23 protein-coding genes and 1 riboswitch are annotated in these 25,247 nt (G+C 45.6%); of the genes, 5 read left to right on the top strand and 18 right to left on the bottom strand.

All coding sequences use genetic code 11. The features are described 5' to 3' along the window. Window positions 1-10 precede the first annotated feature (10 nt). From aroC to AR1Y2_RS04575, 5 genes are all read right to left on the bottom strand, one after another. Window positions 11-1,108 carry a chorismate synthase gene (gene aroC / locus AR1Y2_RS04595; protein WP_137327919.1) on the bottom strand — a complete coding sequence of 366 codons (1,098 nt, stop codon included), beginning with the start codon at window positions 1,106-1,108 and terminating at the stop codon, window positions 11-13. A gap of 18 nt (window positions 1,109-1,126) precedes the next feature. Continuing rightward, window positions 1,127-2,038 (bottom strand): S1 RNA-binding domain-containing protein, encoded by a 912-nt coding sequence (locus tag AR1Y2_RS04590; RefSeq protein WP_137327918.1) that lies wholly within the window; start codon window positions 2,036-2,038, stop codon window positions 1,127-1,129. 75 nt (window positions 2,039-2,113) lie between these two features. Further along, window positions 2,114-4,219, bottom strand: a complete 2,106-nt coding sequence (locus tag AR1Y2_RS04585; protein ID WP_137327917.1) for a hypothetical protein — start codon at window positions 4,217-4,219, stop codon at window positions 2,114-2,116. Window positions 4,220-4,221: 2 nt separating this feature from the next. Continuing rightward, window positions 4,222-6,015 (bottom strand): protein kinase domain-containing protein, encoded by a 1,794-nt coding sequence (locus AR1Y2_RS04580; RefSeq protein ID WP_137327916.1) that lies wholly within the window; start codon window positions 6,013-6,015, stop codon window positions 4,222-4,224. Window position 6,016: 1 nt separating this feature from the next. Next, the gene (locus AR1Y2_RS04575) at window positions 6,017-6,766 is read right to left on the bottom strand and encodes a PP2C family protein-serine/threonine phosphatase (protein WP_137327915.1); all 750 of its coding nucleotides are present in this window, start codon (window positions 6,764-6,766) and stop codon (window positions 6,017-6,019) included. A 154-nt stretch (window positions 6,767-6,920) separates the two neighbouring features. On the opposite strand from AR1Y2_RS04575, the gene AR1Y2_RS04570 reads away from it, so the two are divergent. Genes AR1Y2_RS04570 through AR1Y2_RS04560 form a run of 3 tightly spaced genes read left to right on the top strand, consistent with a single transcriptional unit; the run spans window position 6,921 to window position 8,760 of the window. Then, window positions 6,921-7,268, top strand: coding sequence for a GntR family transcriptional regulator (locus tag AR1Y2_RS04570; RefSeq protein ID WP_137327914.1), 348 nt, complete (start codon window positions 6,921-6,923; stop codon window positions 7,266-7,268). A 17-nt stretch (window positions 7,269-7,285) separates the two neighbouring features. Beyond that, window positions 7,286-7,984, top strand: a complete 699-nt coding sequence (locus AR1Y2_RS04565) for an ABC transporter ATP-binding protein (protein WP_137327913.1) — start codon at window positions 7,286-7,288, stop codon at window positions 7,982-7,984. Further along, complete coding sequence (locus AR1Y2_RS04560; protein ID WP_137327912.1) at window positions 7,978-8,760, top strand: hypothetical protein; 783 nt, start codon at window positions 7,978-7,980, stop codon at window positions 8,758-8,760. Before AR1Y2_RS04565 ends, AR1Y2_RS04560 begins: the two co-directional genes overlap by 7 nt. Before the next feature lie 69 nt (window positions 8,761-8,829). Here the strand turns inward: AR1Y2_RS04560 and AR1Y2_RS04555 are convergent, their stop codons facing one another. The 5 genes from AR1Y2_RS04555 to AR1Y2_RS04535 all read right to left on the bottom strand — a co-directional run bounded on the left by AR1Y2_RS04555 (window position 8,830) and on the right by AR1Y2_RS04535 (window position 14,037). Then, complete coding sequence (locus AR1Y2_RS04555; RefSeq protein WP_137327911.1) at window positions 8,830-9,117, bottom strand: hypothetical protein; 288 nt, start codon at window positions 9,115-9,117, stop codon at window positions 8,830-8,832. Window positions 9,118-10,169: 1,052 nt separating this feature from the next. Then, window positions 10,170-11,657 (bottom strand): threonine synthase, encoded by a 1,488-nt coding sequence (gene thrC / locus AR1Y2_RS04550; RefSeq protein WP_137327910.1) that lies wholly within the window; start codon window positions 11,655-11,657, stop codon window positions 10,170-10,172. Window positions 11,658-11,813: 156 nt separating this feature from the next. After that, the gene (locus AR1Y2_RS04545; protein ID WP_137327909.1) at window positions 11,814-12,953 is read right to left on the bottom strand and encodes a M20 metallopeptidase family protein; all 1,140 of its coding nucleotides are present in this window, start codon (window positions 12,951-12,953) and stop codon (window positions 11,814-11,816) included. A 9-nt stretch (window positions 12,954-12,962) separates the two neighbouring features. Next, complete coding sequence (locus AR1Y2_RS04540) at window positions 12,963-13,394, bottom strand: DUF1700 domain-containing protein (protein WP_137327908.1); 432 nt, start codon at window positions 13,392-13,394, stop codon at window positions 12,963-12,965. Between the two features lie 37 nt (window positions 13,395-13,431). Beyond that, window positions 13,432-14,037 (bottom strand): histidine phosphatase family protein, encoded by a 606-nt coding sequence (locus AR1Y2_RS04535; RefSeq protein WP_243118857.1) that lies wholly within the window; start codon window positions 14,035-14,037, stop codon window positions 13,432-13,434. A 247-nt stretch (window positions 14,038-14,284) separates the two neighbouring features. Between AR1Y2_RS04535 and AR1Y2_RS04530 the strand changes: the two genes are divergently transcribed. Continuing rightward, complete coding sequence (locus AR1Y2_RS04530; RefSeq protein WP_137327907.1) at window positions 14,285-14,674, top strand: thioesterase family protein; 390 nt, start codon at window positions 14,285-14,287, stop codon at window positions 14,672-14,674. A 73-nt stretch (window positions 14,675-14,747) separates the two neighbouring features. On the opposite strand, the gene AR1Y2_RS04525 is transcribed toward AR1Y2_RS04530, so the two are convergent. Further along, window positions 14,748-15,356, bottom strand: coding sequence for an ECF transporter S component (locus AR1Y2_RS04525; protein ID WP_137327906.1), 609 nt, complete (start codon window positions 15,354-15,356; stop codon window positions 14,748-14,750). A gap of 125 nt (window positions 15,357-15,481) precedes the next feature. Further along, window positions 15,482-15,631: riboswitch (FMN riboswitch) on the bottom strand. Between the two features lie 212 nt (window positions 15,632-15,843). Here AR1Y2_RS04525 and AR1Y2_RS04520 point away from each other — a divergent pair. After that, window positions 15,844-16,872, top strand: coding sequence for a 3-deoxy-7-phosphoheptulonate synthase (locus AR1Y2_RS04520; RefSeq protein WP_137327905.1), 1,029 nt, complete (start codon window positions 15,844-15,846; stop codon window positions 16,870-16,872). Here AR1Y2_RS04520 and AR1Y2_RS04515 read toward each other — a convergent pair. From AR1Y2_RS04515 to rny, 7 genes are all read right to left on the bottom strand, one after another. Then, a complete protein-coding gene (locus tag AR1Y2_RS04515) occupies window positions 16,843-17,406 on the bottom strand; it encodes a hypothetical protein (protein ID WP_137327904.1) in 564 nt (187 codons plus the stop codon). The two genes, AR1Y2_RS04520 and AR1Y2_RS04515, sit on opposite strands and share 30 nt — an antisense overlap. A 151-nt stretch (window positions 17,407-17,557) precedes the next feature. Beyond that, window positions 17,558-18,091, bottom strand: a complete 534-nt coding sequence (locus AR1Y2_RS04510) for an NUDIX hydrolase (protein ID WP_137327903.1) — start codon at window positions 18,089-18,091, stop codon at window positions 17,558-17,560. Window positions 18,092-18,360: 269 nt separating this feature from the next. Beyond that, window positions 18,361-19,491, bottom strand: coding sequence for a mannitol dehydrogenase family protein (locus tag AR1Y2_RS04505; protein WP_137327902.1), 1,131 nt, complete (start codon window positions 19,489-19,491; stop codon window positions 18,361-18,363). Between the two features lie 42 nt (window positions 19,492-19,533). Beyond that, entirely contained in the window at window positions 19,534-20,241 is a 708-nt protein-coding gene (locus AR1Y2_RS04500; protein ID WP_137327901.1) for a DeoR/GlpR family DNA-binding transcription regulator, read from the bottom strand. An 81-nt stretch (window positions 20,242-20,322) separates the two neighbouring features. Beyond that, window positions 20,323-22,179 carry a PTS mannitol transporter subunit IICBA gene (locus AR1Y2_RS04495; RefSeq protein WP_137327900.1) on the bottom strand — a complete coding sequence of 619 codons (1,857 nt, stop codon included), beginning with the start codon at window positions 22,177-22,179 and terminating at the stop codon, window positions 20,323-20,325. Window positions 22,180-22,247: 68 nt separating this feature from the next. Next, entirely contained in the window at window positions 22,248-23,048 is an 801-nt protein-coding gene (locus AR1Y2_RS04490; protein ID WP_207670574.1) for an SDR family oxidoreductase, read from the bottom strand. A gap of 681 nt (window positions 23,049-23,729) precedes the next feature. Further along, a complete protein-coding gene (rny, locus tag AR1Y2_RS04485) occupies window positions 23,730-25,238 on the bottom strand; it encodes a ribonuclease Y (RefSeq protein ID WP_408608827.1) in 1,509 nt (502 codons plus the stop codon). Window positions 25,239-25,247 lie beyond the last annotated feature (9 nt).

Here is a 25,247-nt window from a genome sequence, read left to right as displayed (position 1 = left end):
TTTCTCACCATTATTCGTATATTTTTTTCACAGAGTCCATGCTGGCACTCATGTTCATGAGCAGTCCGTCTGCAACAGTAATTGCCGCCATTGATTCCACGACTACCACCGCTCTCGGTACGATCATCGGATCATGTCTTCCCTTGACAGAAAGCTCTATCTCTTCACCGTCTTTTCCAGCTGTGGACTGAGTCTTGGCAATGGAAGGAGTCGGTTTGACTGCAGCGCGGAACACCAGAGGACTTCCGTCGCTGATACCTCCCAGAACTCCGCCTGAATGATTCGTCTTCTTTATAAATCTGCCATCCTGCCAGCAGTAGGCGTCATTGTTGACAGAGCCGTTGGATGATGCCGCCGCAAATCCATCTCCAATTTCAAATCCCTTGACCGCTCCAATGGAAAGTATGGCTTTGGCCAAGTTGGCATCCAGCTTTTCAAACACCGGGTCTCCGATGCCTGGCCTTAAGCCTTCCACAACACACTCGATGACACCTCCCATGGAATCTTTTTCTTTCATCATGCGGTCCGCATATTCCTGGACTTGAACTGCTGCTTCTTTATCCGGCATGTAAAAAGGATTCCTAAAAATCTCTTCCTTCTGAAACCGTTCTATATCTATAGAAATACCACCGATCTCTCTGGCATATGTGGAAATCGTGATCCCCAGTTCTTCTAACAGCTTGGAAGCCACCGCACCTGCAGCTACCCGTCCGATGGTCTCCCGTCCTGAAGACCTTCCACCGCCCCGGTAATCACGGATCCCATATTTGGCATCATATGTGTAGTCCGCATGTCCCGGCCGATAGATATCTTTAATCTGGCTGTAGTCTTTCGACTTCTGGTTCCTGTTATAAACAACCATGGAGATTGGTGTCCCAGTTGTCTTTCCCTCAAAAATCCCAGAAAGGATCTCTACCTGGTCATCTTCTTTTCTTGGTGTTGTATATTTTGACTGTCCCGGCTTCCTTCGGTTTAAAAACTGCTGGATCTCTTCCTGAGTAATCGAAAGCCCCGCCGGGCATCCATCCACCACGACTCCAAGTCCTTCCCCGTGTGTCTCCCCCCACGTTGTAATTCTGAATATTGTGCCAATACTTGAGCCTGCCATCTTTTGATTCCTCTCTGATTATAACTTAATATTTGCCAGCAAATCTCCAAGGCTAGTCTGTGCCTTTTCTTCTTCCTTATATTCTATACCAGTCTCAACTTTCTCAGCCTCTTTGGATTCCTCCAGCGCTTTCATGCTCAGGCTGATCTTGTTATCTGCAATCTTTAGCACCTTGACTTTGACCTTCTGGCCTTCCTCCACCATTTCCTTTGGACTCTTGATCCTTTTTTCACTGAACTGGGAAATATGGATCAAACCGCTGAGTCCGTCACCTAAATCCACAAAAGCTCCATAAGGCATGATATTTTCTACAGTGCCTTCCAGCACCATCCCCGGGCGCATCATCGCCATCTTATGGTTCAATTCTTCCTGTGCTTTTGCTTTAGCAACTTCTTTCGCTGACAATACAAGCCTGTTTTTGCTCTCATCCACAGTAATAATTTTTGCTTCCACTTCTTTTTTCAGCCAGGTGTTTAAATCTTCTACATAGTTCAGGGAAAGCTGAGAAGCCGGAATAAATCCCCTGATTCCTTCTACATAAACGATCACTCCTCCGTTGACAACTCCGCCTACGGTCAGTGTAAGTACTGTCTCCTCATCCATCAGCTTCTGTAAACGATCCCATGCGAGAACCTGATTGGCCTCCCGTTTGGACAGCAGGATATTTCCTTCCCCATCGTCAACAGACATTACTTTCGCCTTTACTCTGTCTCCCTCTTTTAGGACCTCAGGTAAAGTGACATTTGGATCATCACTGTATTCGGCTGCCTTTAGTATCCCCTGAGCATAGTACTTCAAATCGATGACTGCCTCTTCATCGCTGACACTTAAGACGTCTCCCTCAACTATATCTCCCTCATCCATCTTGCGGAAGGATGCTTCCAGTTCGTTCTCAAACTGTTCCATTGTTTCCTTTATTTCTTCTGCCATTTTAAATCTCCTTTCACGAAACCTCTGCAATAAGCCTCATTATAACACAGAATAAAGAAGATTTTAACTTGTTTCTTATGAATTTCGGGTCCGCCAGAAGAAAAACACAAGATAGAATGCTGTCAGGATATAGATGCCTGGGGCTATATACTGAAGGGTACTTTCAGAAATTCCGGAAGCTTTGGTATCTATTTCAAAGTTAACCGCTTTGCTGGACTTGCTCCCTGATACTCCCACAGCCTCTGCTTTGAGCCTGTGTCTTCCTGCGGCCCTGCACTGAACTATTGCCCGCCCTCCTGCAACCGGGATTTCTTTTTCATCTATCCACAGACCCGTCAGACGATCATTCTGATTCTGAACCTTCACCTGAATTTCTTTTTTGCCCTTATAAATACTTCCGTTTCTCACTCCTGATACCAGAATCACTGGCGGCTCTGCATCGTAGCTGAACACCAGTGGTTTTTCCACCGTGTTCACATGCCCGGTCAAATCCTTCACCTTTATCTTAACCTGATTTGTTCCGTTCTTAAGATACTGCCTGTCCACATACAGATCATCCCCTTTTCTCTCATACGGTACTGTCCGTCCGTTTACCGAAAACTCGGCCACGTAGGACGGTACAACATTCTTTATATGAAAACCGTATCTGGACTCCTTTTCCCCTGTGCTATTATTGCGCACAGTTTTTTGGACAGGTATGATCTCTGTTCCCTTACAGCTGACGGTAAAAGATACCTTTTCCGATGTCTTATTTCCGGCGCTGTCCCGGGCACGTACCTCAACACAATAGTATCCGTCCTCTGACAGCTTTTGATAGGAAATCTTAATCTGCTCTCCAGCCTGGCTTTTTTCCGTCTTCACTATTTTTCCATTCAACAAAAGCGAAATCTCTGCTGGACTTTCATCTGTACAGGAAACCTGAGGCTCTGCTGCGAAGCTGTAAATCCCAAAGGGCTTTACTCCCTGAATCTTAAGACTGGGACTTTTCCTGTCAATGAAAAAGTCTTCGGCAAAGGATTCAGCACAGTTGCCTGCCTGATCCTTACACTTTACGGAAAGCCTCTGTCTCCCCTCCTTGGAGAAACATACATCAGCTGTTGTTATATTCCCTTTTCTTTTTAAGTTCTTTATCTCCCCCGTAGTATCCCAGCGGATGCTGTCTATGTCCAGAAACTGATCTTTCATAGAAACCTTGATCCTGCATCCATCCCGTCTGTATGTTTGTCCCTGTTCCCGCTCAATAGTAACATCAGGTTGGGTTTTGTCTAGATAAATATAGTGACTCCATGAACTTTTGGACTTGTTGCCCGCCTCATCCTTCTGTCGTACCGTGACCTTATATTGTCCTTCCTCAGATAAGATCAGCCTGTTTCCCTCCACTGTCTTTGAATCCCCTGCCGTCAGGTCTTTGATCCTGATCCACGTCCTCAGGCGGGGACCCAGTCTCTTATTTTCTTTTACCTGGATCTTTACATCCTTTCGGTACCAGCCGCTTTTCTCTGCTTTCGCGCAGCTGACGTTCGGTCTTCCTGCCTGCTCCCTCCAGAAGTTCACGGGAACATGGACTGCTTTGCTCCGGTTCCCTGCTCTGGATACTGTCCTTACTTGATAAGTATGTCTTCCATTTGTCTGAACTTTAATGCCATCTTCTTTATATGTAGTCCACTGATCCTTTTTTGATTCTTTGTATTCATAACAGGAAAGACCGGAAAATGAACTGCCTCCTGAGAGCTTTATTTCAACCGGTCGATTCGTCCATGTTCCCTGCTCATATGGACCTGTATTAATCTCCGGCTCTTTTGGAGCTTTGGTCTCCAGGCAGAACTCCGGTACCGGATAGGATTCATCTTCATATACAACCGATACCCGATACCAGCCCTGCTGCCGGAAGAAGATACTGCCTTCTCTGTCAGACGTCCATTGAATATCTGATATATCCCATTTTTCTTTTCCGTCATTTCCCTCCGCAAAACAGATCACCTTCTCCCGTTGGACATCCTGCCTGCGCAGAGCAATCTTCAACTCTCTATCCTGTGTATAAAAAGTATCTGCCCCTCCATCTGCAAACTCCACTGCCAAAGCAGGTTCTTTCTTTTCTTCTGCAAAAACTGTATATCCAGCTGCCAGCGCCGCCACTGTAATCATAATCAGCAGTGCCAGTATCTTTTTTCGGTCCAACATCTCTATTCACTTCCCTCCCCGAGTATGGCGCCAAGTCTCCGAAACTCCGTATCCTTCCTGCCTCCAAGCTGTTCTGCCCTGCGATACATTTCAACTGCCATGTCCTTCCTGCCTTCACTGGCCAGATAAAAACCGTAATCTATGTATCCTCCCGGATCCTCCGGATATCGCCTGATCAACGCTCCGTACGCTTTTTCCGCCTCTTTTTTTCTATTATGCTCCGCCAGCATCCTGGCCTTTTTTCTCTGTATCCCTACCCTGTCTTCCTCTCTTTCCATAACATTCATATATTGATCCGCAGCTTCCAGCCATGGATCCAGCCCATATCGGTCTGCCGTTCGCTCATAAAAAGCTGCTTTTTCCCGCAAAACGGTCTTATTATCATAGGCATTCCCAGCTTTTGTTTCCATCTTCCTTATGAGGCTCCTCTGCACTTCGTCGATATCCTTAAATGTCTTTAGTTCCTGACCCTTTTGTCCATAAACCCTATATAGAAAATATATCTGCCGGAAACTGAAAGCCTTTTGTTCGAACCTTTCAAGAACCTTTTGCAGTTCAGCGGGCTTATATGTGCCGCCGCTAAGGATATCCGCAATCTCCGTGCAGGCCTGTCCAATCCCGGAAGGTTTCTGCTGCATCGACAAATATCTGTATGCCAAAGCAGGATCAGGAGAGTATCCGCCATCCCCCTCCTTCCCCTGTAGATACATCTCTCCCATGGTCATCAACAGATGTTCTTTTCCTGCGGCAGAAAATTCTTTTGCCTCTATGAATTCTGCGAGGACCTGCAGGCCTTCCTTTTCTTTTCCCACTGATTTAAAGTATTCTAAAAGACATTCATATGCAGATGCTCTTCCGGGTTGTTCATTTATGGCCATCTCAAAGTAGCGGACTGCCAGACCTGATAATTTCCCCCGCTCTTTCCCTGCCTCCTCCTGTGCCATGGACAGATAGCGGGTATATGCCGGCTGGCCTTTCTTCCCGGCAAATCCGATGTATATACTGATCATGACAGCAGCACATAACACTGCGGCACCGCACCGGTTCCTGAATCTCCTCACTTTTAAACGATGCAGCCTTTTTTGGACTTCTGCGGCAGATAACAGCCGGTCTTTTTTCTCTGATTTCATGCATCCTTGAAGAAGCCTGACAAATCCATTGGAAAGTCCATAGTTTCTATCATCCGCCCATTGATTCTCTGCTGGATGATTCCCTGTGGCCATATGATATAAAGTCACTCCAAGACTGTAAATATCACTCTGTTCGTCTACCTGTCCTGAAGCATCCATCTGTTCAGGCGGAGCATACCCCCGGGTCCCCTGTCTTTTGTTCCCTTCCTTTCCTAACTTCGCAGAGCCGAAATCAATCAAGGTTAGAGTTCCTCCCTTTGAAATCATCAGGTTTGCCGGCTTGATATCGCAGTGTATCACCGCCGGATTCCTCCCGTGGAGATAGCACAAGATACTGCAAAGCTGGATTCCCCACAGAACGGCCTGCCGCTCAGACACTCTCCCATGTCTTTTGATATATTCTTTCACTGTAATACCCGGGATATAGTTCATGGCCAGACAGACTGAATCCTTTTCCATGAACACTTCGATCAGCCTTGGAAGACCCGGATGATCTAAGTTCTTTAGGATCTCACCCTCCAAAAGACCTCCCAGCACTTGGCTCTTAACTCTCTTGATCGCAATATATTGGCTATGTCTTGAATCCCAGGCCAGATATACGTCACCCTCTCCTCCCCCGTCAATCTTTCTTAAAATGTGACAAGTTTCTGTAAAATCCCTGTTCATCTCATGATACTTTCACCACGATACAGGAGAGATTGTCCAGCTCTCCCCTTTCTTTTACCTTATCAAAACAGCTTCTGACCCACTGTCTCATCTCATCCTTGGATGCTTCCACCTCATAAATCTCTTCTTCCCTAAGCATGCCATAGAAGCCGTCGGTACAAAGTAAAAATTCCATGCCAGGCTTAAGCCTGCCGTTGTAGCAGTCTATGGTAATCTCCTTTGTGACACCGATACACTGCATCAGTATATGTTTTCTCGAATCTGTCTTTGCCTCCTCTTTGGTCAGCAGTCCCCGGCTCACTTCCTCCTGGACCAGTGTGTGGTCTCTGGTGACATACTTCTGCTCCCTGTCAAACCAATAGGCCCTGGTATCCCCGATATTCAGCACGAAAAAGCGGCGGTCTACGGCAAACAGAAGTGTCAGTGTACTGCCCATGGAATCTCCGTATTCTCTGCTTAAGAGAATCAGCCTGTGGTTGATCTTCTTGATGGCGGCCACCAGTTCCTTCTGTATCCTGGTGATCTTCATCTTTTGTTTCAGGAGAACCGGAAGTGTATGGGTAAACCAGCGATCCAGGGAACCCACAATATACCCGCTGGCAATCTCCCCTCTGCTAAGTCCTCCCATCCCGTCACACATAGCTGCCATCAGTATCTGCTTTCCGTATAATTCCTCTTCTTTTAAGAGATAAGAGTCCTGGTTGGAGTCTCTGCCGTTGCCCATGTCGGTCATCTCTACAATTTGAAACATAATGTAAATCCTCCTTTTTATTTCCATTTCTTGATTTGATTATACATTTATTTCCAATCTATGTCAAACGGGTTTTAAAAAATATTTATTGACTTTTTCTCAAGACTATTATATTATTGTACTAGATAGTTAATACAAGAAAGCGAGGTACACTATGGCATGGGAATTAACTGATGACCGGCCGATTTATCTTCAGCTGATGGAACATATCCAAGGCAATATCCTTTCCGGTATTTATCCCCTGGGAGGAAAGCTGCCTTCTGTAAGGGATCTGGCGGCTGACGCTTCCGTCAATCCCAATACGATGCAGAAAGCACTGTCTGAACTGGAACGGATCGGCCTGCTCTATTCCCAGAGGACCAGCGGACGATTCGTCACCGAAGATGAAAAGCTGATTCGATCACTGCAATCTTCGATTGCCGAAAAAGAAATTGCTGAGTTCTTAAAGAAGATGGAGCGGTACGGTCTGACAAAAGAAGATATCATCAACTTAATAAAATGACAATGAGAGGTATGTATATGAATTATATTCTTGAATGTAATAACCTTTCCAAGGTCTACTCTGGATTTCTAGCCTTGGACAGACTAAATTTAAAGATCCCTTCCGGGCGGATCATCGGATTATTGGGCCCTAACGGAAGCGGAAAAAGTACACTGATCAAACTGATCAACGGTCTTTTGACACCGACAGAAGGAGACATCCTTTTTGACAGCCAGCCTTTGGGTATTCACTCCCGGGAACACATTTCCTATCTTCCGGACCGCATGTATCTGCCGGAATGGATGAAGATCCATGAAGTATTTACTTATTTTGATGACTTTTATAATGATTTTAATATGGAAAAGGCACTTTATATGCTGAAGGATCTGGGAATCGATGAAAATAAGCGTCTGAAAGCACTGTCAAAGGGAACCAAGGAGAAGGTCCAGCTGATTCTAGTCATGAGCCGGAGCGCTAAGCTGTATCTTTTGGATGAGCCCATCGCCGGTGTCGATCCTGCAGCCCGAGATTACATCTTAAAAACCATTATTTCCAATTATAATCCGGATGCCAGCCTGATCATCTCCACCCACCTGATCAGTGACATCGAGACTGTCCTGGACGATGTCCTGTTTTTACAGAACGGTAAGATTACCCTGTCCGCAACAGTGGATCAGATCCGTGAAGAAAAGCAAAAATCTGTAGACCAGTTATTCAGGGAGGTGTTCAAATGCTAGGAAAATTACTTAAATATGAACTGAAAGCAACCGCCCGGTATTTTGTCCCTCTGCTGGCAACCTTCGGCGGAATCACACTGCTGTTTAAGCTGTTTATGGCAATGATCGGCTTTGGAAATGATCCGCTGCGCATGACATTCAGTATCTTTATCGTGACCATCTATGTGGTTGCTGTCATTGCTTTGTTCCTCATGTGCTTTATCATTTCGTTTTTCCGTTTTTACAAGAACTTTTACACAGATGAAGGCTATTTGAGCTTTACGCTCCCGGTTTCCATCAATCTCCAGATCCTGAACAAGCTTCTGATCAGTATTTTTTGGGTGGTGGTATCCACTGCAGCGTTCTTTCTCTCCATCTTTATCTTCCTGGCAGGTACGCCGTATTGGAATGATTTCTTCCACTTGATGTCCCTTTCCTTCCAGGAATTTAGCAAGATCGATGCAGGTATCAGATTCTTGTTCATCACAGAGACCTTGACCGCCTTGGTGCTCAATGCTGTGGCATCACCGCTGTTTATATATCTGTGTATCACCATCGGAGGACTTTTGCCAAACCACCGTCTGGCGGCGTCCATAGGAACTTACTTCCTTGCAACTGCGGCACTCTCACTGGTGACCAATATTTTTTCATCCCTTTTTCCGAACTTCATGAACTTTACAGGACTTGAAGAATTCTGCTATTATCTGATGCCTATGATGCTGATCGGCTGCATTATAGAAATCTTTGTTTCTTTCTTCCTGACAAGATACCTCATGGAACGGAAGACCAATCTTTAAGATCAATAAAGCCGGCAGGTGAGAAATTCTCACTCTGCCGGCTTTACAACTGCATTCACCTGAAATTGTCTAATCCTCTTCCTTTACCATTTCCAGATCTGCTTCCATGACTTTGATATCTCCACGGATTTTTTCGATTAGATTAAACAAATCAATATAATCCGCTTCCGGATAATCCATATGGGATTCAAAATACTGCCGTCCGACCTGCTCATACAGATCATCCAATTCACGCTTTGCAACACGGATATCATTTTTAATCTTTGCGGTATCCGCTACTTCCCTAGCTTTTTTTGCCGCTGCCTTCCCTGTAGTTGTAATTGTCTGTTCAATCTTATCAAATAAATCCTTTGGCATAATCAACGTCTCCTAACTAATATATTTTTCTTAAATTATACCTTATAAAGCGTAGCACGTCCACCCGTAGGGTATGAAATACGGGATGCCCTACTGGGTATACCTTATCGTGCGAAGTGCGTCCACCCGCAGGGTATAATATGTTCCACATAATTTCCGTTCGGCTCTTAGAATGCCTCACTCCAATCATGCAGAACATAGACATAATGTCTGCTAGATAAGAATGACCTCTAGACCAAAGATGCCATACTACATTGTTTTTCACTATTGTTGGAAGGATACCATCCCAGCGCCGAATAGAAATAATGGACAAAATTTATACCCTACCGTGCGAAGTACGTCACCCCCAAAGAATATAAGACATGGGATGCCCTTTTTAAATTTACCATTTTGTGCATTTTGCCCGGAGGGGTATTTTCTTAATATAAGGAGTTTTGTATAACTTTTGTACTGTAAATAACAAAAGTCCGGCAGTGCCGGATTTCTGAATGATGTTTATTAAATTGGGGGATCTACCTCTAAAATTTATAGGCAGTAAATCCTAGACCAGCCATGGATAATTGTAAACCCTTGTTAATATTAATCGCCGATAAAAAAAGCTACAGAAAAGTGCAGAATAACATTTTAATACAACTCTTGTTACTGTTAATCTTTCTTATGCGGAGACCTACGCAATTCTTTTCAAATTTCAATACAACTCTTGTTACTGTTAATCTACGCAGTATGCGAACTTAAAAGATTGCCTTGATGATTTCAATACAACTCTTGTTACTGTTAATCCAACGCTTTTAAGCCATTCTTCTTTTTCATTATAGTCAGTTTTCCTGATAAAATCAATGTTTGTTCTCTTTTTTCCCAACCGATTCCGTTTTTTTCAATTTCAAAGCCAATCCCCCATCCATTGGCTTAATTTGGACGTCTCCTGAGTCTTTTTAATTTTTGCGGTTGGGAAATAATCATTGCTCACTTTGCCTGCCTCTCTTAGAAACCATTCAACCAAAAGGGCATAAAAAGACAGCTGCGCGATTACAGCTGTCTTTCTACAATCTTCATTAAATATTCAATATTTTCTTTACTTCTTCTTCCATCTGTGCTGTCTCACATACAGTATCGTGGAGGATCGGTGCCGTCCTGATCTCCTCGATGGCGTTCGGCACGGCCACTCCTGAAATTCTATGTAATTCATCCACCAGCTCAAAATCAGACTTTTCATCATATTTGATATCAATGGCGTTCATCACACTTCTTGTGAACTTGTATGGGCTGGCTGTAGATGCGATCACTGCCGGAGTCTTATCGCCGCTGTCCTTGACATACTTGTCGTAGGCCACAGAAGCCACTGCCGTATGTGTGTCCAAAACATAGTTTTGCGCATCGTAAACCTGTTTGATCTTTTCCATTGTCTCTTCTTCCGTAGCATAAGCTCCAAAGAATTCAGAAAGCTGGTCTCTCATCTCTTTTGTGATCTCATATGCGCCGTCTGTTGTCAGTGCATTCATAAACTTCGCACACTGGTCAGCATCATTTCCTGTGATCCTGTAGATCATACGCTCTAAGTTGCTGGAGATCAGAATGTCCATGGACGGAGATGAAGTCACAACGAATTCACGCTTTCTATCATATTCTCCTGTCTGGAAGAAATCAAATAACACTTTATTTTCATTGGAAGCACAGACAAACTTGCCGATTGGGATTCCCATCTGTTTTGCATAGAAGGCCGCCAGAATATTACCGAAGTTTCCGGTAGGCACGACCACGTTCATTGGCTCTCCCGCTTTTACGGTGCCTTTGCTGACCAGCTCTGCGTATGCTTTTACATAATATACAATCTGCGGAACCAGACGTCCGATGTTGATAGAGTTCGCTGATGAGAACTGATATCCGTTCTCGTCCATAACCTTCGAAAGCTCCTTATTGGAAAACATCTTTTTAACCCCTGTCTGGGCATCATCAAAATTGCCGTTGATACCGATCACGAAGGTATTGTCCCCCTTCTGGGTCAGCATCTGCTTTTCCTGGATCGGGCTCACACCGGACTTTGGATAGAATACAATGATCTTAGTTCCCGGCACATCGGCAAATCCCGCCAACGCTGCTTTTCCTGTATCACCTGAAGTTGCGGTGAGGATGACAATCTCATTTTTTACTTCATTCTTTTTTGCAGATGTCACTAAAAGGTGAGGGAGAATGGAAAGTGCCATGTCTTTAAATGCGATAGTAGAACCGTGGAACAGTTCAAGATAGTAAGCATCTCCTACTTTCACCAGCGGAGCGATCTCCTTTGTATCAAACTTTTCATCATATGCGTTGGCGATACATGCCTTTAACTCTTCTTCTGTAAAATCCGTGAGGAATTCCTTCATCACTGCATATGCGATCTCCTGGTATGTCATCTTTGTCAGGTCTTCCACAGAAACCTGAAGCTTCGGAATGGAATCCGGTACAAAAAGCCCTCCGTCGTTTGTCAAACCTTTCAGAATCGCTTCGGAAGCTGTTGCTGTCTCTTCCCTGTTTCTTGTACTACGATAAACTAAATTCATAATTACCCGCCTTTTTATCTGGTTTTATATCATCTTCAAGGCCTTGTAACGGCCCCATTTTTCTTTGGCTATGATTATAGCATACTTGTGATTTGCGGTCTAGCACGAAATCCTGTACATTATGCCGCTTTCTCGTATTTTCTTTCCCTTTACCTGTCACTCTTCCATGGCGTAGGCAAGCATCAGTTTCACCCCGCTTAAAAGCGCGCGCTCATCCATATCGAATCGGCTGTGATGATTCGGAAATTGATCTTTGCCGCCGCCTACAAATGCAAATGCACCCGAGATCGTCTTTAAATAGTTGGAATAGTCTTCCCCGAGCATCATCGGCGGCACATGGACAAATTCATCCTCGGAAAATACCTTTTCTGCCCCCTGTCTGGCCCTATTTACTGCCGCCAGACCGTTTACCAGAGGCGGGTGGCTGGAAGGAGGATAATCTACAACCGCCTCTCCGCCCAACTGCCCCGCAGTGCTTCGGGCGATCTCAATAACACGCTCTTTGACCATCTGCTCCGTTTCCTCAGAAAATGTGCGGACCGTCCCTTCCAGTCTGGCATGGCCGGAGATCACATTTCTTGCTGTTCCAGATACCATTTTACCCACTGTGACCACTGCGGAATCCAAGGGATCCAGATTCCTGCTGACTACGGTCTGCAGATTCATGATCGTGGCCGCAGCGATCACTGTGGCATCCGTACACAAATGTGGCTTGCCCGCATGGCCGGCCCTCCCAGTAATATCGATCGAAAACCAGTCTGTTGCCGCCATTCTGGGGCCGGCCTCCACAGAGATCTTTCCTGCCTCAATACCGGAAAAAATATGAAGGCCGAAGATCTCATTTACACAGTCCAACAAGCCGGACTCCAACACCATATTGGCTCCCTGGGCAGTCTCCTCCGCAGGCTGAAAAACCAGGAGGATTTTTTTCTTTAATTCCTTTTCATGCTTTTTCAGTATTTGGGCAGCACCGAGGAGAACCGCCATATGTCCGTCATGACCACACGCATGCATGTATCCCGGACTCTCAGACATAAAAGGACACCCTGTCTCCTCTTCCACCCGCAGAGCGTCAATATCAGCTCTCAGAGCTATGACCCGGCTGCCTTCCCCGATCTCGGCGACCGCCCCTGTGGGGTTTAAGGATGTATACGGGATGTTCATCTCCTGCAGCTGTCTCTTTATATATCTGGTTGTCTTTTGTTCCTCAAAGGCCGTCTCCGGATGCCTGTGCAGATCTTGTCTGTATTGTACGATCTGTTCCATAGCAGCATTGACTTCGCGAATAATATCCATAGCTGTTCCCTACCGCTTTCCAAACACATTTTTGATAAGATAAATTAAAAGTAGAATGAGGATGAGCGGCCCGATAAAACGGAGTGCTACAGCAAATACACTGCCGACCAGGACAACCACGATGATCAGCGCAGCCAGGCAGCCTATTTTGGATAAAAATGAATCAAAAACAAAGACTTTCGATGAACTCTGTTCTTCACCTGCTGGTTCTTCATAGGTATCCTCATAGTAAATCTGCTCCCCGCCTTTCGTTTCAATGATCGATTTAGCAATCAGCCTGGGGCTTCCCAGTTCTTCTAAGATTTCCCGCTCAGTTCTGCCCGCTGCTTCCTGACGGCTGAAATAATCCCTGTAATAAGAAACAGAATCCTCAATCTCACTCTCCGCTACCTGTCCCTCCAGAGTCTCCCGGAGTTCCTTTAAAAACTCATATTTCGTCATCGCATGTCTCCTTTGGTATCTTTTTCTCTCTAAAATATCAGTAAAAGACCTCAGCCTCACTCAAAATGCGGAACTGACCGTCCCTGACTTCAGCCGTACTGATAGAACAATTCTTAAGCTTCGGTCCTTTCCAAAAGTCCCTGATCTCTCTTTGATACATATTAGTCAGCATCCCGTGGATGAAAGCTCCGTGGGTAAATAAGATCACACTTTCTGCTTCTTTTTCCATCGGAAGTATAAATTCCTCTAAAAATATCCTGGATCTTTCTACTACCTGAGCCGGAGTCTCCGCTCCTTCAATATAGGCCATCTGTTCCGGCCGGTCAAAGAAATCCAGAATCGGTTCTTCTCTTTCATATAATTCATTGATGTGTGCCCCTTCATAAGGTCCGAAGTTGGCCTCCTTAAGCCGTTCATCCTCCAGCAGAGGGATCCCTCTGCCCTCCAGGATGATCTCCCCTGTTTCTCTCGCTCTGCTCAGCGGGCTCGTGTAGGCCGCATCAAAATGGAAATCTTTCAGTGCTCTCCTGGTGAGCCTGGCTGCTTCCCTGCCCGCTTCACTCAGATCCACGTCTGACTGCCCCTGAATCCTCCGCACTTTATTCCATGGAGTTTCTCCGTGCCTCATCATATATAACTTCAATAAAATTCCTCCTCATCTGTTACCATACCTTATATCCGTCAAAAACTATTTTAACGTATTTATCAGCTTTGTACCATAGTATTTTCAGGACTTTTGTGACTTCGCTCTATGAGAAATATGTGCATTTATATACAGATTATTATAAAATCATAAAAAACTATGGCATTTTTATATTATTTTGCTATACTAAGTGTATAAAATGATACTAATCCTGAATGATTTGGAATAGAGTTAGAGAGGACAACTTATGAAAATTGAAATTGGAGACAAAATCACCCTTGCAGAAGAGGTCACTGACGAACTGACCGCCGCCCGCTGGGGAAGCGGAAGCCTTCCGGTTTATGCTACACCTGCCATGGTGCTTCTGGTAGAAAAAGCCGCTGTAAAGCTGCTGGAAGGAAAGCTTGATGACGGCATGACAACTGTCGGCACCAACCTGAACATTTCCCATGTTTCCGCAACACCCGTTGGCTGCAATGTCACCTGCCAATGCCACCTGACAGAGATCAACCGCAAGAAGCTGGAGTTTCAGGTTGAGATTATGGATGACAAAGGCCGCGTCGGTATCGGTACCCACGAGCGCTACATCGTAGCTGCTGATTCATTTTTAGACAATGCAAAGCAAAAGCTGAATTAACATAAATAAATACTATATGAAAGAAAAACTGCCAGTCCCTAACTCCAGGGCTGGCAGTTTTTAATATCGTATTTTAATGTTTTCCCTTAAGGATCGGTGAGATCCTCTTATAGACAAGAAATGTGATCACAACACTGAACATACCTTTGACAAAGGTGAACGGCATATTAAACCAGATCAATGCATCCCATAAGTTCTTGACATTGTGGTTGATCGCCTGGTAAGCACCGATGATCGCTTCCATCGGCATAAAATTCTCATAAACCGGATAGACGATAAAATAGTTTGAGAAGATACTCACAACCGCCATCATCACAGCTCCTATGAGAGCACCGATCAAAGCACCTTTCTGTGACTTATTTCTTTTGTAGATCAATCCTGCCGGAAGTACAAAGCAGACTCCCAGGATAAAGTTGGAAAGTTCACCGATTCCGCCGGAAGTGGTGTGCAGAACATTGACAACATTTTTAATAAAGCAGACTGCGATTCCTGATACCGGCCCCATGGAAAAGGCTGCGATCAGGGCAGGAAGCTCGGAAAAGTCCATCTTAACAAATCCAGGCATAATAAACGGCACGCTGAATTCAAAAAACATTAAAATGGTCGCCAAAGCTCCCAGCATTGCAGTTACTGTGATCTTTCTTACATTTACTTTACTCACTGTTACAGTTTCATTCATCATTTTCTTTCTCCTCCATTTAACAATGCTTTTATGATACGGAAACCTTCTGAATCTATCCCGTAAAATAAAAAACGCCCTTGTCACCAAAGACAGGGCTACACCGAACGATACAATAATACCGTCCTTCGTTACTTCTTCCATCCAGACTATACTGTTGGTTTGAGATTCACACTCAATCGGCCTTTCGGTTCGCGGACTCATCTCCCCCTAAGTGGAGTATCACCGCCAGTCGAGAATTGACGCTTCCTGCGTCTCACTCTGCCCTGAAGTTGGAGAATCTAATATTCTCTACTTCGATATGCAATTTTAGACTATGTTTATTATAGACAAATATTTCCCGTTTGTAAAGTGATCCTAATAACTTTTTTCTTTCATCTGCTGTTTTCCCTTCCCCGCTTTACAGCGCTGCGATAATTTGGTAAACTTATAACAATTGGCCTTTTAGGCCATCTACATACAGATTGAACTATAAAGGAGAGATAAGCTTATGGGTATGCATAGAATCAACAAAATGCCGTCTCCGGAAGAACTCCAGCAGGAATTTCCGATGAGCGATGAGGCAAAACGCATAAAAATAGAGAGAGATAAAGAAATACGAAAGGTTTTCACAGGGGAATCTGATAAATTTATCGTGATCATCGGGCCGTGTTCCGCAGACAATGAGGAAGCTGTCATGGATTATCTGGGCCGCCTTGCCGGAGTCCAGAAAAAAGTAGCGGACAAGCTTCTGATGATCCCGAGGATCTATACAAACAAACCAAGGACAAACGGCGCCGGATATAAAGGCATGATCCATCAGCCTGACCCTGAGAAGGCACCGGACATGGCTGCCGGCCTCCGCTCTGTGAGAAAACTTCACATTGATGCCCTGGAAGCCTTCCATATGCCAGCTGCCGATGAAATGCTCTACCCAGGAAACTGGCCTTACATGGAAGATATCTTGTCCTATGTAGCCGTAGGTGCACGTTCTGTAGAAAACCAGCAGCACCGTCTGACAGTCAGCGGATTTGATATCCCTGCCGGAATGAAAAACCCTACCGGAGGCGACCTCACCGTCATGATGAACTCCATCGTTGCCGGACAGGGCAGCCACAACTTCATTGCAAACGGCTACGAAGTGGAAACAGACGGAAACCCTCTGACCCATGCGATCCTTCGCGGTTCTGTCAACAAACACGGAAACAATGTGCCCAACTACCATTATGAGGACCTAACCCGCGTTGCCTACATGTACGAAAAGTTTGGCCTTGCAAATCCTGCGGTCATCGTGGATGCGAACCACTCTAATTCCTCAAAACAGTGGGACCAGCAGCCAAGGATCGTCCAGGAAGTTCTCCACAGCAGAAGCTTCCTGCCTGAGATCAAGTCTCTCGTCAAGGGTATGATGATCGAAAGCTACATTGAGGACGGAAGCCAGCCGATCGGAAACGGTGTCTACGGCCAGTCCATCACAGATCCATGCCTCGGCTGGGAAAAAACCGAAGAATTACTTTACAATATGGTTGAACATGTTTAAGATAGCCGGATTGATATAACTTTCCAATAAGCATCCGATTACCAGTAACAAAAGTTCCAGTTGGATTGAGAACTTCTTTAAGAAGGAATGACCTGTATCAAAGGTCATTTCTTCTTTTTTTTCATCCCTGACATTTCTCTGATACAAAAGGTACATAGACCCCCCGTAGCAGATATAGTGTGGAAACAGGCTCAAGATCACAATAAAAAGCCCGGCGATCCCCAGGTTCACCACCTGCAGTGACAAAATAGATCCCAGAAAAAAGGAAAGGCAGAACAGCCCGCCGTACAAGAGCACCACTGGTTTTAAGATAAATCCGACCAAAAACAGGATGCCGTACTGCTTTCCCCGCTTAAACAAAATATAGGGGAGCAGGCTGCTCCCTGATATGTACAGACCCTTGCCTCCCAGCACAAGAGAATCCATCTGCCCTCCGTATTCCAGGTAGTCTTTATACACCGCATTGGTAAAAAGGCTCCCGAGCACAAGCCCTGTCAGCACAAATACGCCAATGAAAAACTTTCTCCGCTCCATTTTGTCTCCTCCCTGATATCATTTGCCCCAAAAACCATACCCACAGCCTCGGGTGGGCGCGCTTTGCGCGTTAAGGTATTAGAAAAGGAGCCACATAAAATTATATGTGCTCCTCCGATGCATTATGTATGATTCTTTGGGTTGCAAGTGTTCAAGGCCTTTTCATATTCAGGTAAGTCATAATCCCGGAGATGGTTTTTGCGTCAACGATCTCTCCTTTAAAAATCATATCCTTCACTTTTTCCGGTGTCATCTCATACACATCAATAAATTCATCCTCATCCAGATTCTGCTCCGTCTTTTGCAGTCCGGTTCCCACAAAGATCGGAATCTTCTCATCACAGAAGCCGATTGCCGTCACGATGGTTATGAGATGTTCTATCTTTTCTGCCCTGCATCCTGTCTCTTCCTCAATTTCACGTTTTACACAGTCGTAACCGCTCTCCCCCTTTTCGATTCCTCCCGCCGGTATCTCATAGGTCATAGCATCCAGTGCGTTTCTGTACTGGCGGACCAGCAGGATATTTCCCTCCTCTGTCACCGGAATGATAGCCGCCGCCCCCGGATGCTTAACCAGATCCCAGGTCACCGTATTGCCATTCGGCAGGGTGATGATGTCTTCGTAAAAGCCTACCACCTTTCCCTGGTGTACAAGGTTTTGCTTTATCTTCTTATAATCGTTCATTTTGCTCCTTTCTTTCTGCAATATAAAACGGACCGTCCCTCTGTATACAGCGCGAAAACAGCATCCTGCCTGCACGGCAGAATACTGTTACAATTAACTTTCGTGGAGCAGCTCCTTTTGAATCACATCAACCTACATTTTATATGCCTTCTGATTAGTGCAATTCAAAAGAACAACAGGCGTCGTTCTACGATAGTTTTCACCAGTTCACGAAGCCTCGCATTTTAAGAGTTTAACGAAAATCATGTGGAAAATGGATTCCTTTTATTTTAACGGTTATACTCTTCGATCACACGCTGTACAATAGGGCTGTCTGGCTCCAGACCGGTATATTTGCACACCGCCTGCCCGATTCCCAGCTCCTTGATCTCCTTTTGGAGCTTCTGTGCGTTGGCATCCCTCGGCTCCGCATACTTAAAACCGGCCGCCATCCCTTTTGCAATGGCGTCAAAGCAGACTCCGTGTTTCAGACACAGCTGGGCTGCACCTGTGAGCCGGTCTCCTTTTGATAGCTTCCGGATCGGGTCATATCCAACACGGTAAATAGAATCTGGAAGCACGCCCTGAGCCGGAGCAAAATACACAAGATTGTGCAGTTCTTCCGGTGTAATCGGGTATTCCTTCATGACGGCTTCCGTCAGTTCCTCAACAACTTCTTTGACAACCTGCGCAATCTCAGGGTCGGCCTCTGACTCAGGAATCGTATGATATCCCTTAAGATACCCCATATATGCCAGTGTAGCATGAGGCCCATTGACCGCAATAACTTTGATGTCTTTTAACATCTCGATCTTGTCTGTAAGCTCCATCCACTCCACGTCACTGATATCATTGTTTACCGGCTGCTGGATCAGAAGAGAATTCACCGCCACCGTGTCGATATGTACATCATAATTACTGCTTGCATCCGTGCTTCTTCGTATAATAGAATCACGGATCACAACATTTTGGTCAAACCAGTTTCTTGCATCCTGGGATAAGTCTTTCTTGAAGGCCTCCGTGATTCCCGGGATCAGATAGTTTTTGTTTGTAATGCAGATCATTGTCAATTTGCGCTCCGGATGCACCTTAAAAAACTCTTCAAAGCACTTTGCCAAATACTCGGCCGCTTCCTCAAAATCTTCCGGATATAATGGCAGAACGATCACATCGGTCTCCAAAAAAGCTTCCATACAAGAATATGCTTCATCACATGTAAACGCTTGAAAATTTTTGACCGTACGGTTTTGAATCTCATCCACACGGTGCACCTTCACGTAGTAGCATCCGTGCTTCAAAAGTTCCTCTGAGACCCTCGGATCCTTATCCAGAAAGGTAATATTCCACCCTGCATTGTCGAATGTCTCTCCTACAAAGCCCTTTCCCAAACGTCCGGCTCCCACAATCAATACATTTTTCATTCTTTCCTCCAAATCTGTCTTCTGCCCACAGGCAGTTTCTATTTACTGGTCAGAGTCTGTGATCAGATAGGTAATATCTCCCGTCTTACATATCACATAGTTTGAAACAGACCCAATCTTTTCCCTTGTGACAAGTGCCGCGGTCTGGTATGAAACTGAGAGCATTTTCTGTTTTAGCTGGCATTCCTCCATGGAGGAATGACTGATGCCCACCTCATTGCTCATGCAGTAAATCCCCATAAAATATAAGTCCGGGTGCAGGGAGTCCAGCTGTTTGATGACTTCATATCCCAAAGTGGCCATGGATGATTTGTAGAGGTTCCCTCCCAGAGTGATCACGTCTACATTCGGATAATCCCGCAGAAGGAGAATGATCGGAATGCTGTTGGTAATGATCGTGCAACGGATATGCTGGTCCAGCTGCTTGACCAGCTGATAATTTGTCGTGCCGTCATCAATCAAGACCACAGATCCCGCTTTGATCAATTCTGCGCCTTTCTTAGCCAGACGTATTTTCTCCTCCTGGTTCAGGTCGATCCTCACGTCAAAATCTTCCTTCAAAGGCCCGTTTTTGACTGCCCCGCTGTGAACCTTTTTAAGCAGCCCCCTCTGATCCAGTTCTTTGATATCTCTGCGGATCGTATCCTCGGAAACTCCCAGTCTCACACTCAGTTCGCTTGCAATTATTTTCTTTTCCACGGACAGAATCTCTAAAATCTTATCCTGTCTTTCCGCCTTAAGCATCTTCATCGCTTCACCTTCTCCTATATTTGTTGTCTCATTAATGACATTATAACGAATCCTCCGAAAAAGGAAAAGCAAAAGCAGGTACTAAATGTTCTTTAATAACTCCATGATCTCTTTTTTATTCTTCGCATACCTCATCTTTTCTATGTTTTCCTCCTCGGCACAGATCAAAGCAATGTTGCTTAACATATTCAGGTGAGTTCCATCCTTGCCCGCAATGCCGATGACAACGTATGCCGTATTCCCATCCCCAAAATCAACTCCTTCCGGAATCTGGAGAACAGAAAGCCCTGAGGTGTAGATCTCCGGATCTGACGATTCGATTCCATGGGGGATCGCCAGATGGTTTCCGATATAGACAGAAAATCTTTTCTCCCTCTCCAGCATGTGTTCTATATACTTGGGCGACGTATATCCGTTTTCATTGAGGATCTTTCCTGCATACCGGATCGCCTCCTCTTTATCCTTGACCTTCACATTTAAAACAATGTTGTCCTCAGATAAGATAGGTTTTCCTTTTTCTTTTCCGTTTCTCTCCTCAATCACTTCCATCGCCTGGTCATAATCAGCCTCCTTAAGGAAATTTTTGATGGCAAGAAATTCTTTACCCTCATTGTCCACACTGATCCTGGCCCTCTCGATCAATCCTTCCAGCGTGATAATCATATCTGCCGCAGGGTCAATCTGGCTGGCTGATGAATTCTTTACTGTGATGTCCTTATATCCTTCCTTCTGCAGCCGGTTTTTCAGCACCGACGCCCCCATGGCGCTGGAGCCCATCCCGGAATCACAGGCAACAATAATATAGCGGATTGCTCCCCCTATAGAGGGTCTTCGGACACTTGACCGCTCTTTCGGCCTGTTTTCCTTTTTTCCCATGTTGACACCTGCCACGGCTAGATCTGCCTCTTCCTCCGGGGAACCCACAGTCTTTAAAATAAACGAACCAATCAGCAGTGCCACGACAAATCCGGCGGTGATCGCCACCACATTCGCCACTGCCGCATCCTTCGGTGTCATGATCGCAATGTTGATCAAACTGCCCGGAGACGGCATTCCCACAAGTCCTCCGCCTAACACGACCAAAAGGAACAAGGATGTGGCGAGTCCGCCCATGGTGGCAAAAATCATGATGGGATTTGCCAGCACAAACGGAAAATAAACTTCTCCGATTCCTGCAATCCCCGCGATGAACATTGCCATAGGAGCGGTCTCCTTCGCTTTTCCTTTTCCGAATACAGCGATGGAGCAAAGAGTTCCCAGCAGCGGTCCGCAGTTTGAATCCAACAGAAACATAAGGGATTTCCCCGCTTCCTGGGCTTGGGCAAATGCGATAGGTGAGATAATCCCGTGGTTTACAGCGTTATTTAAAAACAGCACCTGGGCAGGGCACATGAACACTGCCAGCAGAGGGATCAGTTTTCTTGTGATCAGGAAATTGATTCCTGCTGTTAAAAACGCAATAATTGCATTCACCACCGGCCCGATGATCAGATAGCCAAGGATAGCCAGTGCGAATCCAAGGATACCTAGGCTGAAGTTATTTATGAGCATTTCAAATCCCGGTTTGATCTTACCCTCCACTGCCCGGTCAAATTTCTTTAAAAGCCACGAGGACAGCGGTCCCATGATCATAGCTCCACTGAACATGGTGATGTCAGATCCCACAATGACACCCATGGTCGTAAATGCTCCGATCACGCCTCCCCTCTGGCCATGGATATTATAGCCTGCCGTATATCCAATCAAAAGCGGCAGCAGATAATTCAGTATCGGCCCCACCATCTCATTTAGTTTCTCATTCGGCATCCATCCTGTGGGGATGAACAGGGCCGCCAGAAGCCCCCACCCCACAAATGCGCCCAGGTTCGGCATCACCATGCCGCTCATGTGTCCGCCAAATTTACGGATCCTGTCCAGTACCCCTGCTTTTCTTTCCATATCCTATACCTCCGACTCTCATTTTCATAGGAACATGCATTGATATATCTTCTCTCATTATGGTGCTTTTACCGTGTGGATTTTGCCCCGCTTATGTTGACGGTAGTTCCGGATATGTAGCTTGCGCGGTCAGACATTAAGTAACAGATCAGGTCAGCAACTTCGTCAAGTTTTCCCGGCCTTCCCATAGGAATCACTTTTGCATAATCGGAGGAGATATGGTTCATATCCTGTCCTCTTGTGTATGCAAGCGCCTCCCATGCCGTGTCATTGTTCATCGGCGTTCTCTCATTAATGGACGGTGCCACTCCGACTACACGGATATTATAAGGCCCCAGTTCCTTTGCCCATGACATGGTATAGGAAAGAACCGCTCCTTTTGTGCCGGAATAACAGCTCTGGCCTTTTGATCCCTGCATTCCAGCCTCAGATGACATGTTGACGATGACACCAGATCTTTGCTTCACCATGAAGCGGGCAGCCGCCTGTGAACACAGGAAAACACCTTTTTGGTTTACGTTGACCATAAAATCGAAATCATCCTCCGTCATCTCATATTCCGGGCGCTTTCCGTAGAAATCTACCAGCAGTCTTGGACGGCTGACCCCCGCATTGTTCAGCAGTCCGTCGATTTTTCCGTATTTTTTTATGACCTGCTCCATCATCGCATCTACGCTGTCTTTTTTCGCAACGTTGCATTCCACAAAAAGGATGTGTTCATCATCTTTAAACTTGTCGTTATTTCTCAGATCGGCAACCACAACGTCTGCACCGTTCTTTCTGAGTGTCTCCACCACGTGCTCTCCGATCCCCTGGCTTCCTCCAGTCACGACCATTACTTTTCCACTTAAGTCCATCCAATTTTCCATGTCCATTCCCCTTTCTTTTTTGCATTATTCTGCTACTTCTTTCAGTCTTTGTGCATGTTTTTGCTTGTTTCTTCTGTTATGAGCTAATAATGCCAGCATATTCCCGCTTTGTCAAGCACATTTCCTGCATTTATTTGCATGTATTATCAATTAAATTTGCATATATCAACATTTATTGCGCTTTTATGCATTATTTCTGCGTTTTTTATTTTTGACCATCTTTGCGCACCAAATGCGATTTGACGCAGTCAAATAGTTTCCTCACGCATTTGTGTGCATAATGCCCGCAGGGCTTTTTTATTCTATAGGGAGGTTCGCAGAACTTTCCTATGGAATAAAATAAAGAACTCCTGCTATGGCATCTAAGCTTCATAGCAGGAGTTCTTTCTATGTTAATCAGCCGACTGAGTCCTGGTCAGGCCGTCATCCTGGCTGTTCAGCATGATGGCCTGAAAATACAAGAACAAAGTGGGCAAGCCCACTTCATCTCCCCATCCCCTCACTCTTTGAGGGGCTTGACAAGTTTGGGCGCCAAATGCGATTTGACGTGGTCAAATAATTTCCTCACGCATTTGTGTGCATAATGCCCGTAGGGCTTTTTTGTTCCATAGGGAGGTTCTAAGAACTTTCCTATGGAACAAAAAAAGCAGCAGATTGTTATCTGCTGCTTTTATATGTTGGTTATTTCGCGTAGTCCACAACCCGTGACTCACGGATAATGTTGACTTTAATTTGTCCCGGATAATCCAAATTGTCTTCTACCTGTTTGGATATATCTCTGGCCAGCAAAATCATATCATCGTCACTGATCTGCTCAGGAACTACCATTACACGAATCTCCCGACCTGCCTGTATCGCAAAAGTCTTATCAACACCCTGGAAGGAATCTGCGATCTCTTCCAGTTGCTTCAGTCTAGTCGTATAGCTTTCCAGTGTCTCACTTCTCGCTCCCGGTCTCGCTGCGGAAATAGCATCCGCCGCCTGGACAAGGCATGCGATCAGCGTCTCAGGCTCTGCATCCCCGTGATGTGACTCTACTGCATTGATGACGATTGGATGTTCCTTATACTTCTTGCACAGGTTCACCCCAAGTTCCACATGAGAACCTTCCACTTCATGGTCAATAGCTTTTCCAATGTCGTGGAGCAGTCCCGCACGCTTCGCCATCCTTACATCGACCCCAATCTCAGATGCCAGCAACCCGGAGAGCTGTGCCACTTCCATGGAATGCTTCAATGCGTTCTGGCCGTAGCTGGTGCGGTACTTCATCTTGCCCAGCAGACGCACCAGTTCCGGATGTATGCCGTGGACTCCAAGTTCCAGAGTCGCAGCCTCCCCGTCTTCCCGCATCTTTGTCTCCACTTCTTTTGTGGCTTTCTCTACCATCTCTTCGATCCTGGCCGGATGAATTCTTCCGTCCACGATCAATTTCTCCAATGCGATCCTTGCGATCTCTCTTCTGACCGGATTAAAGCTTGACAATACGACTGCTTCCGGAGTGTCATCAATAATCAACTCAACTCCTGTCATATTCTCAAGGGCACGGATATTCCTGCCCTCCCGGCCGATGATACGGCCCTTCATCTCGTCATTGGGAAGCTGCACAAGGGAGATCGTTGTCTCGGCTACATGATCCACCGCACACTTCTGAATGGCTGTGACCACATATTCCTTGGCTCTCTTTCTGGCGTCTTCCTTGGCTCTGGATTCCATCTCTTTTACGAGCATTGCTGTCTCGTGCTTTACGTCTTCCTTAACTGCTGATAATAGTTGTTCTTTTGCTTGATCAGAGGTCAGCCCAGAAATTCTTTCTAATTCCTGTAAGTGTTTGGACTTGAGCTCCTGCACTTTTGCCTTGTCTGCCTCAAAATTCTTCTCCTTGGCAGTCAGAGACTGTTCTCTGCGCTCCAGCAAATCTGCCTTCTTGTCAACCGTTTCTTCCTTGTTGAGAACGCGCTTTTCGTACTTCTGCAGTTCACCCCTGCGTTCCTTTGTTTCTTTTTCAAAGTCATGTCTCGCTTTTATAGTTTCTTCCTTGATTTCAAGTGAAGCTTCCCGCTTCTTAGCATCTGCTGCTTTGATGGCTTCATCTATAATATCTCTGGCTTTGCTCTCAGCGTTTCCAATGGTTACTTCCATGGCCTTCCTGCTTCTTTGATTGGCAACAAGGACGGAAATTGGCGCTACAATGACCAGAGT

This window comes from Anaerostipes rhamnosivorans, assembly GCF_005280655.1.
In the GTDB taxonomy this organism is placed as follows: Bacteria; Bacillota; Clostridia; order Lachnospirales; family Lachnospiraceae; genus Anaerostipes; species Anaerostipes rhamnosivorans.
The sequence above is the reverse complement of the archived record's forward strand: the minus strand, read 5'-3'. Positions and strand labels throughout refer to the sequence as shown.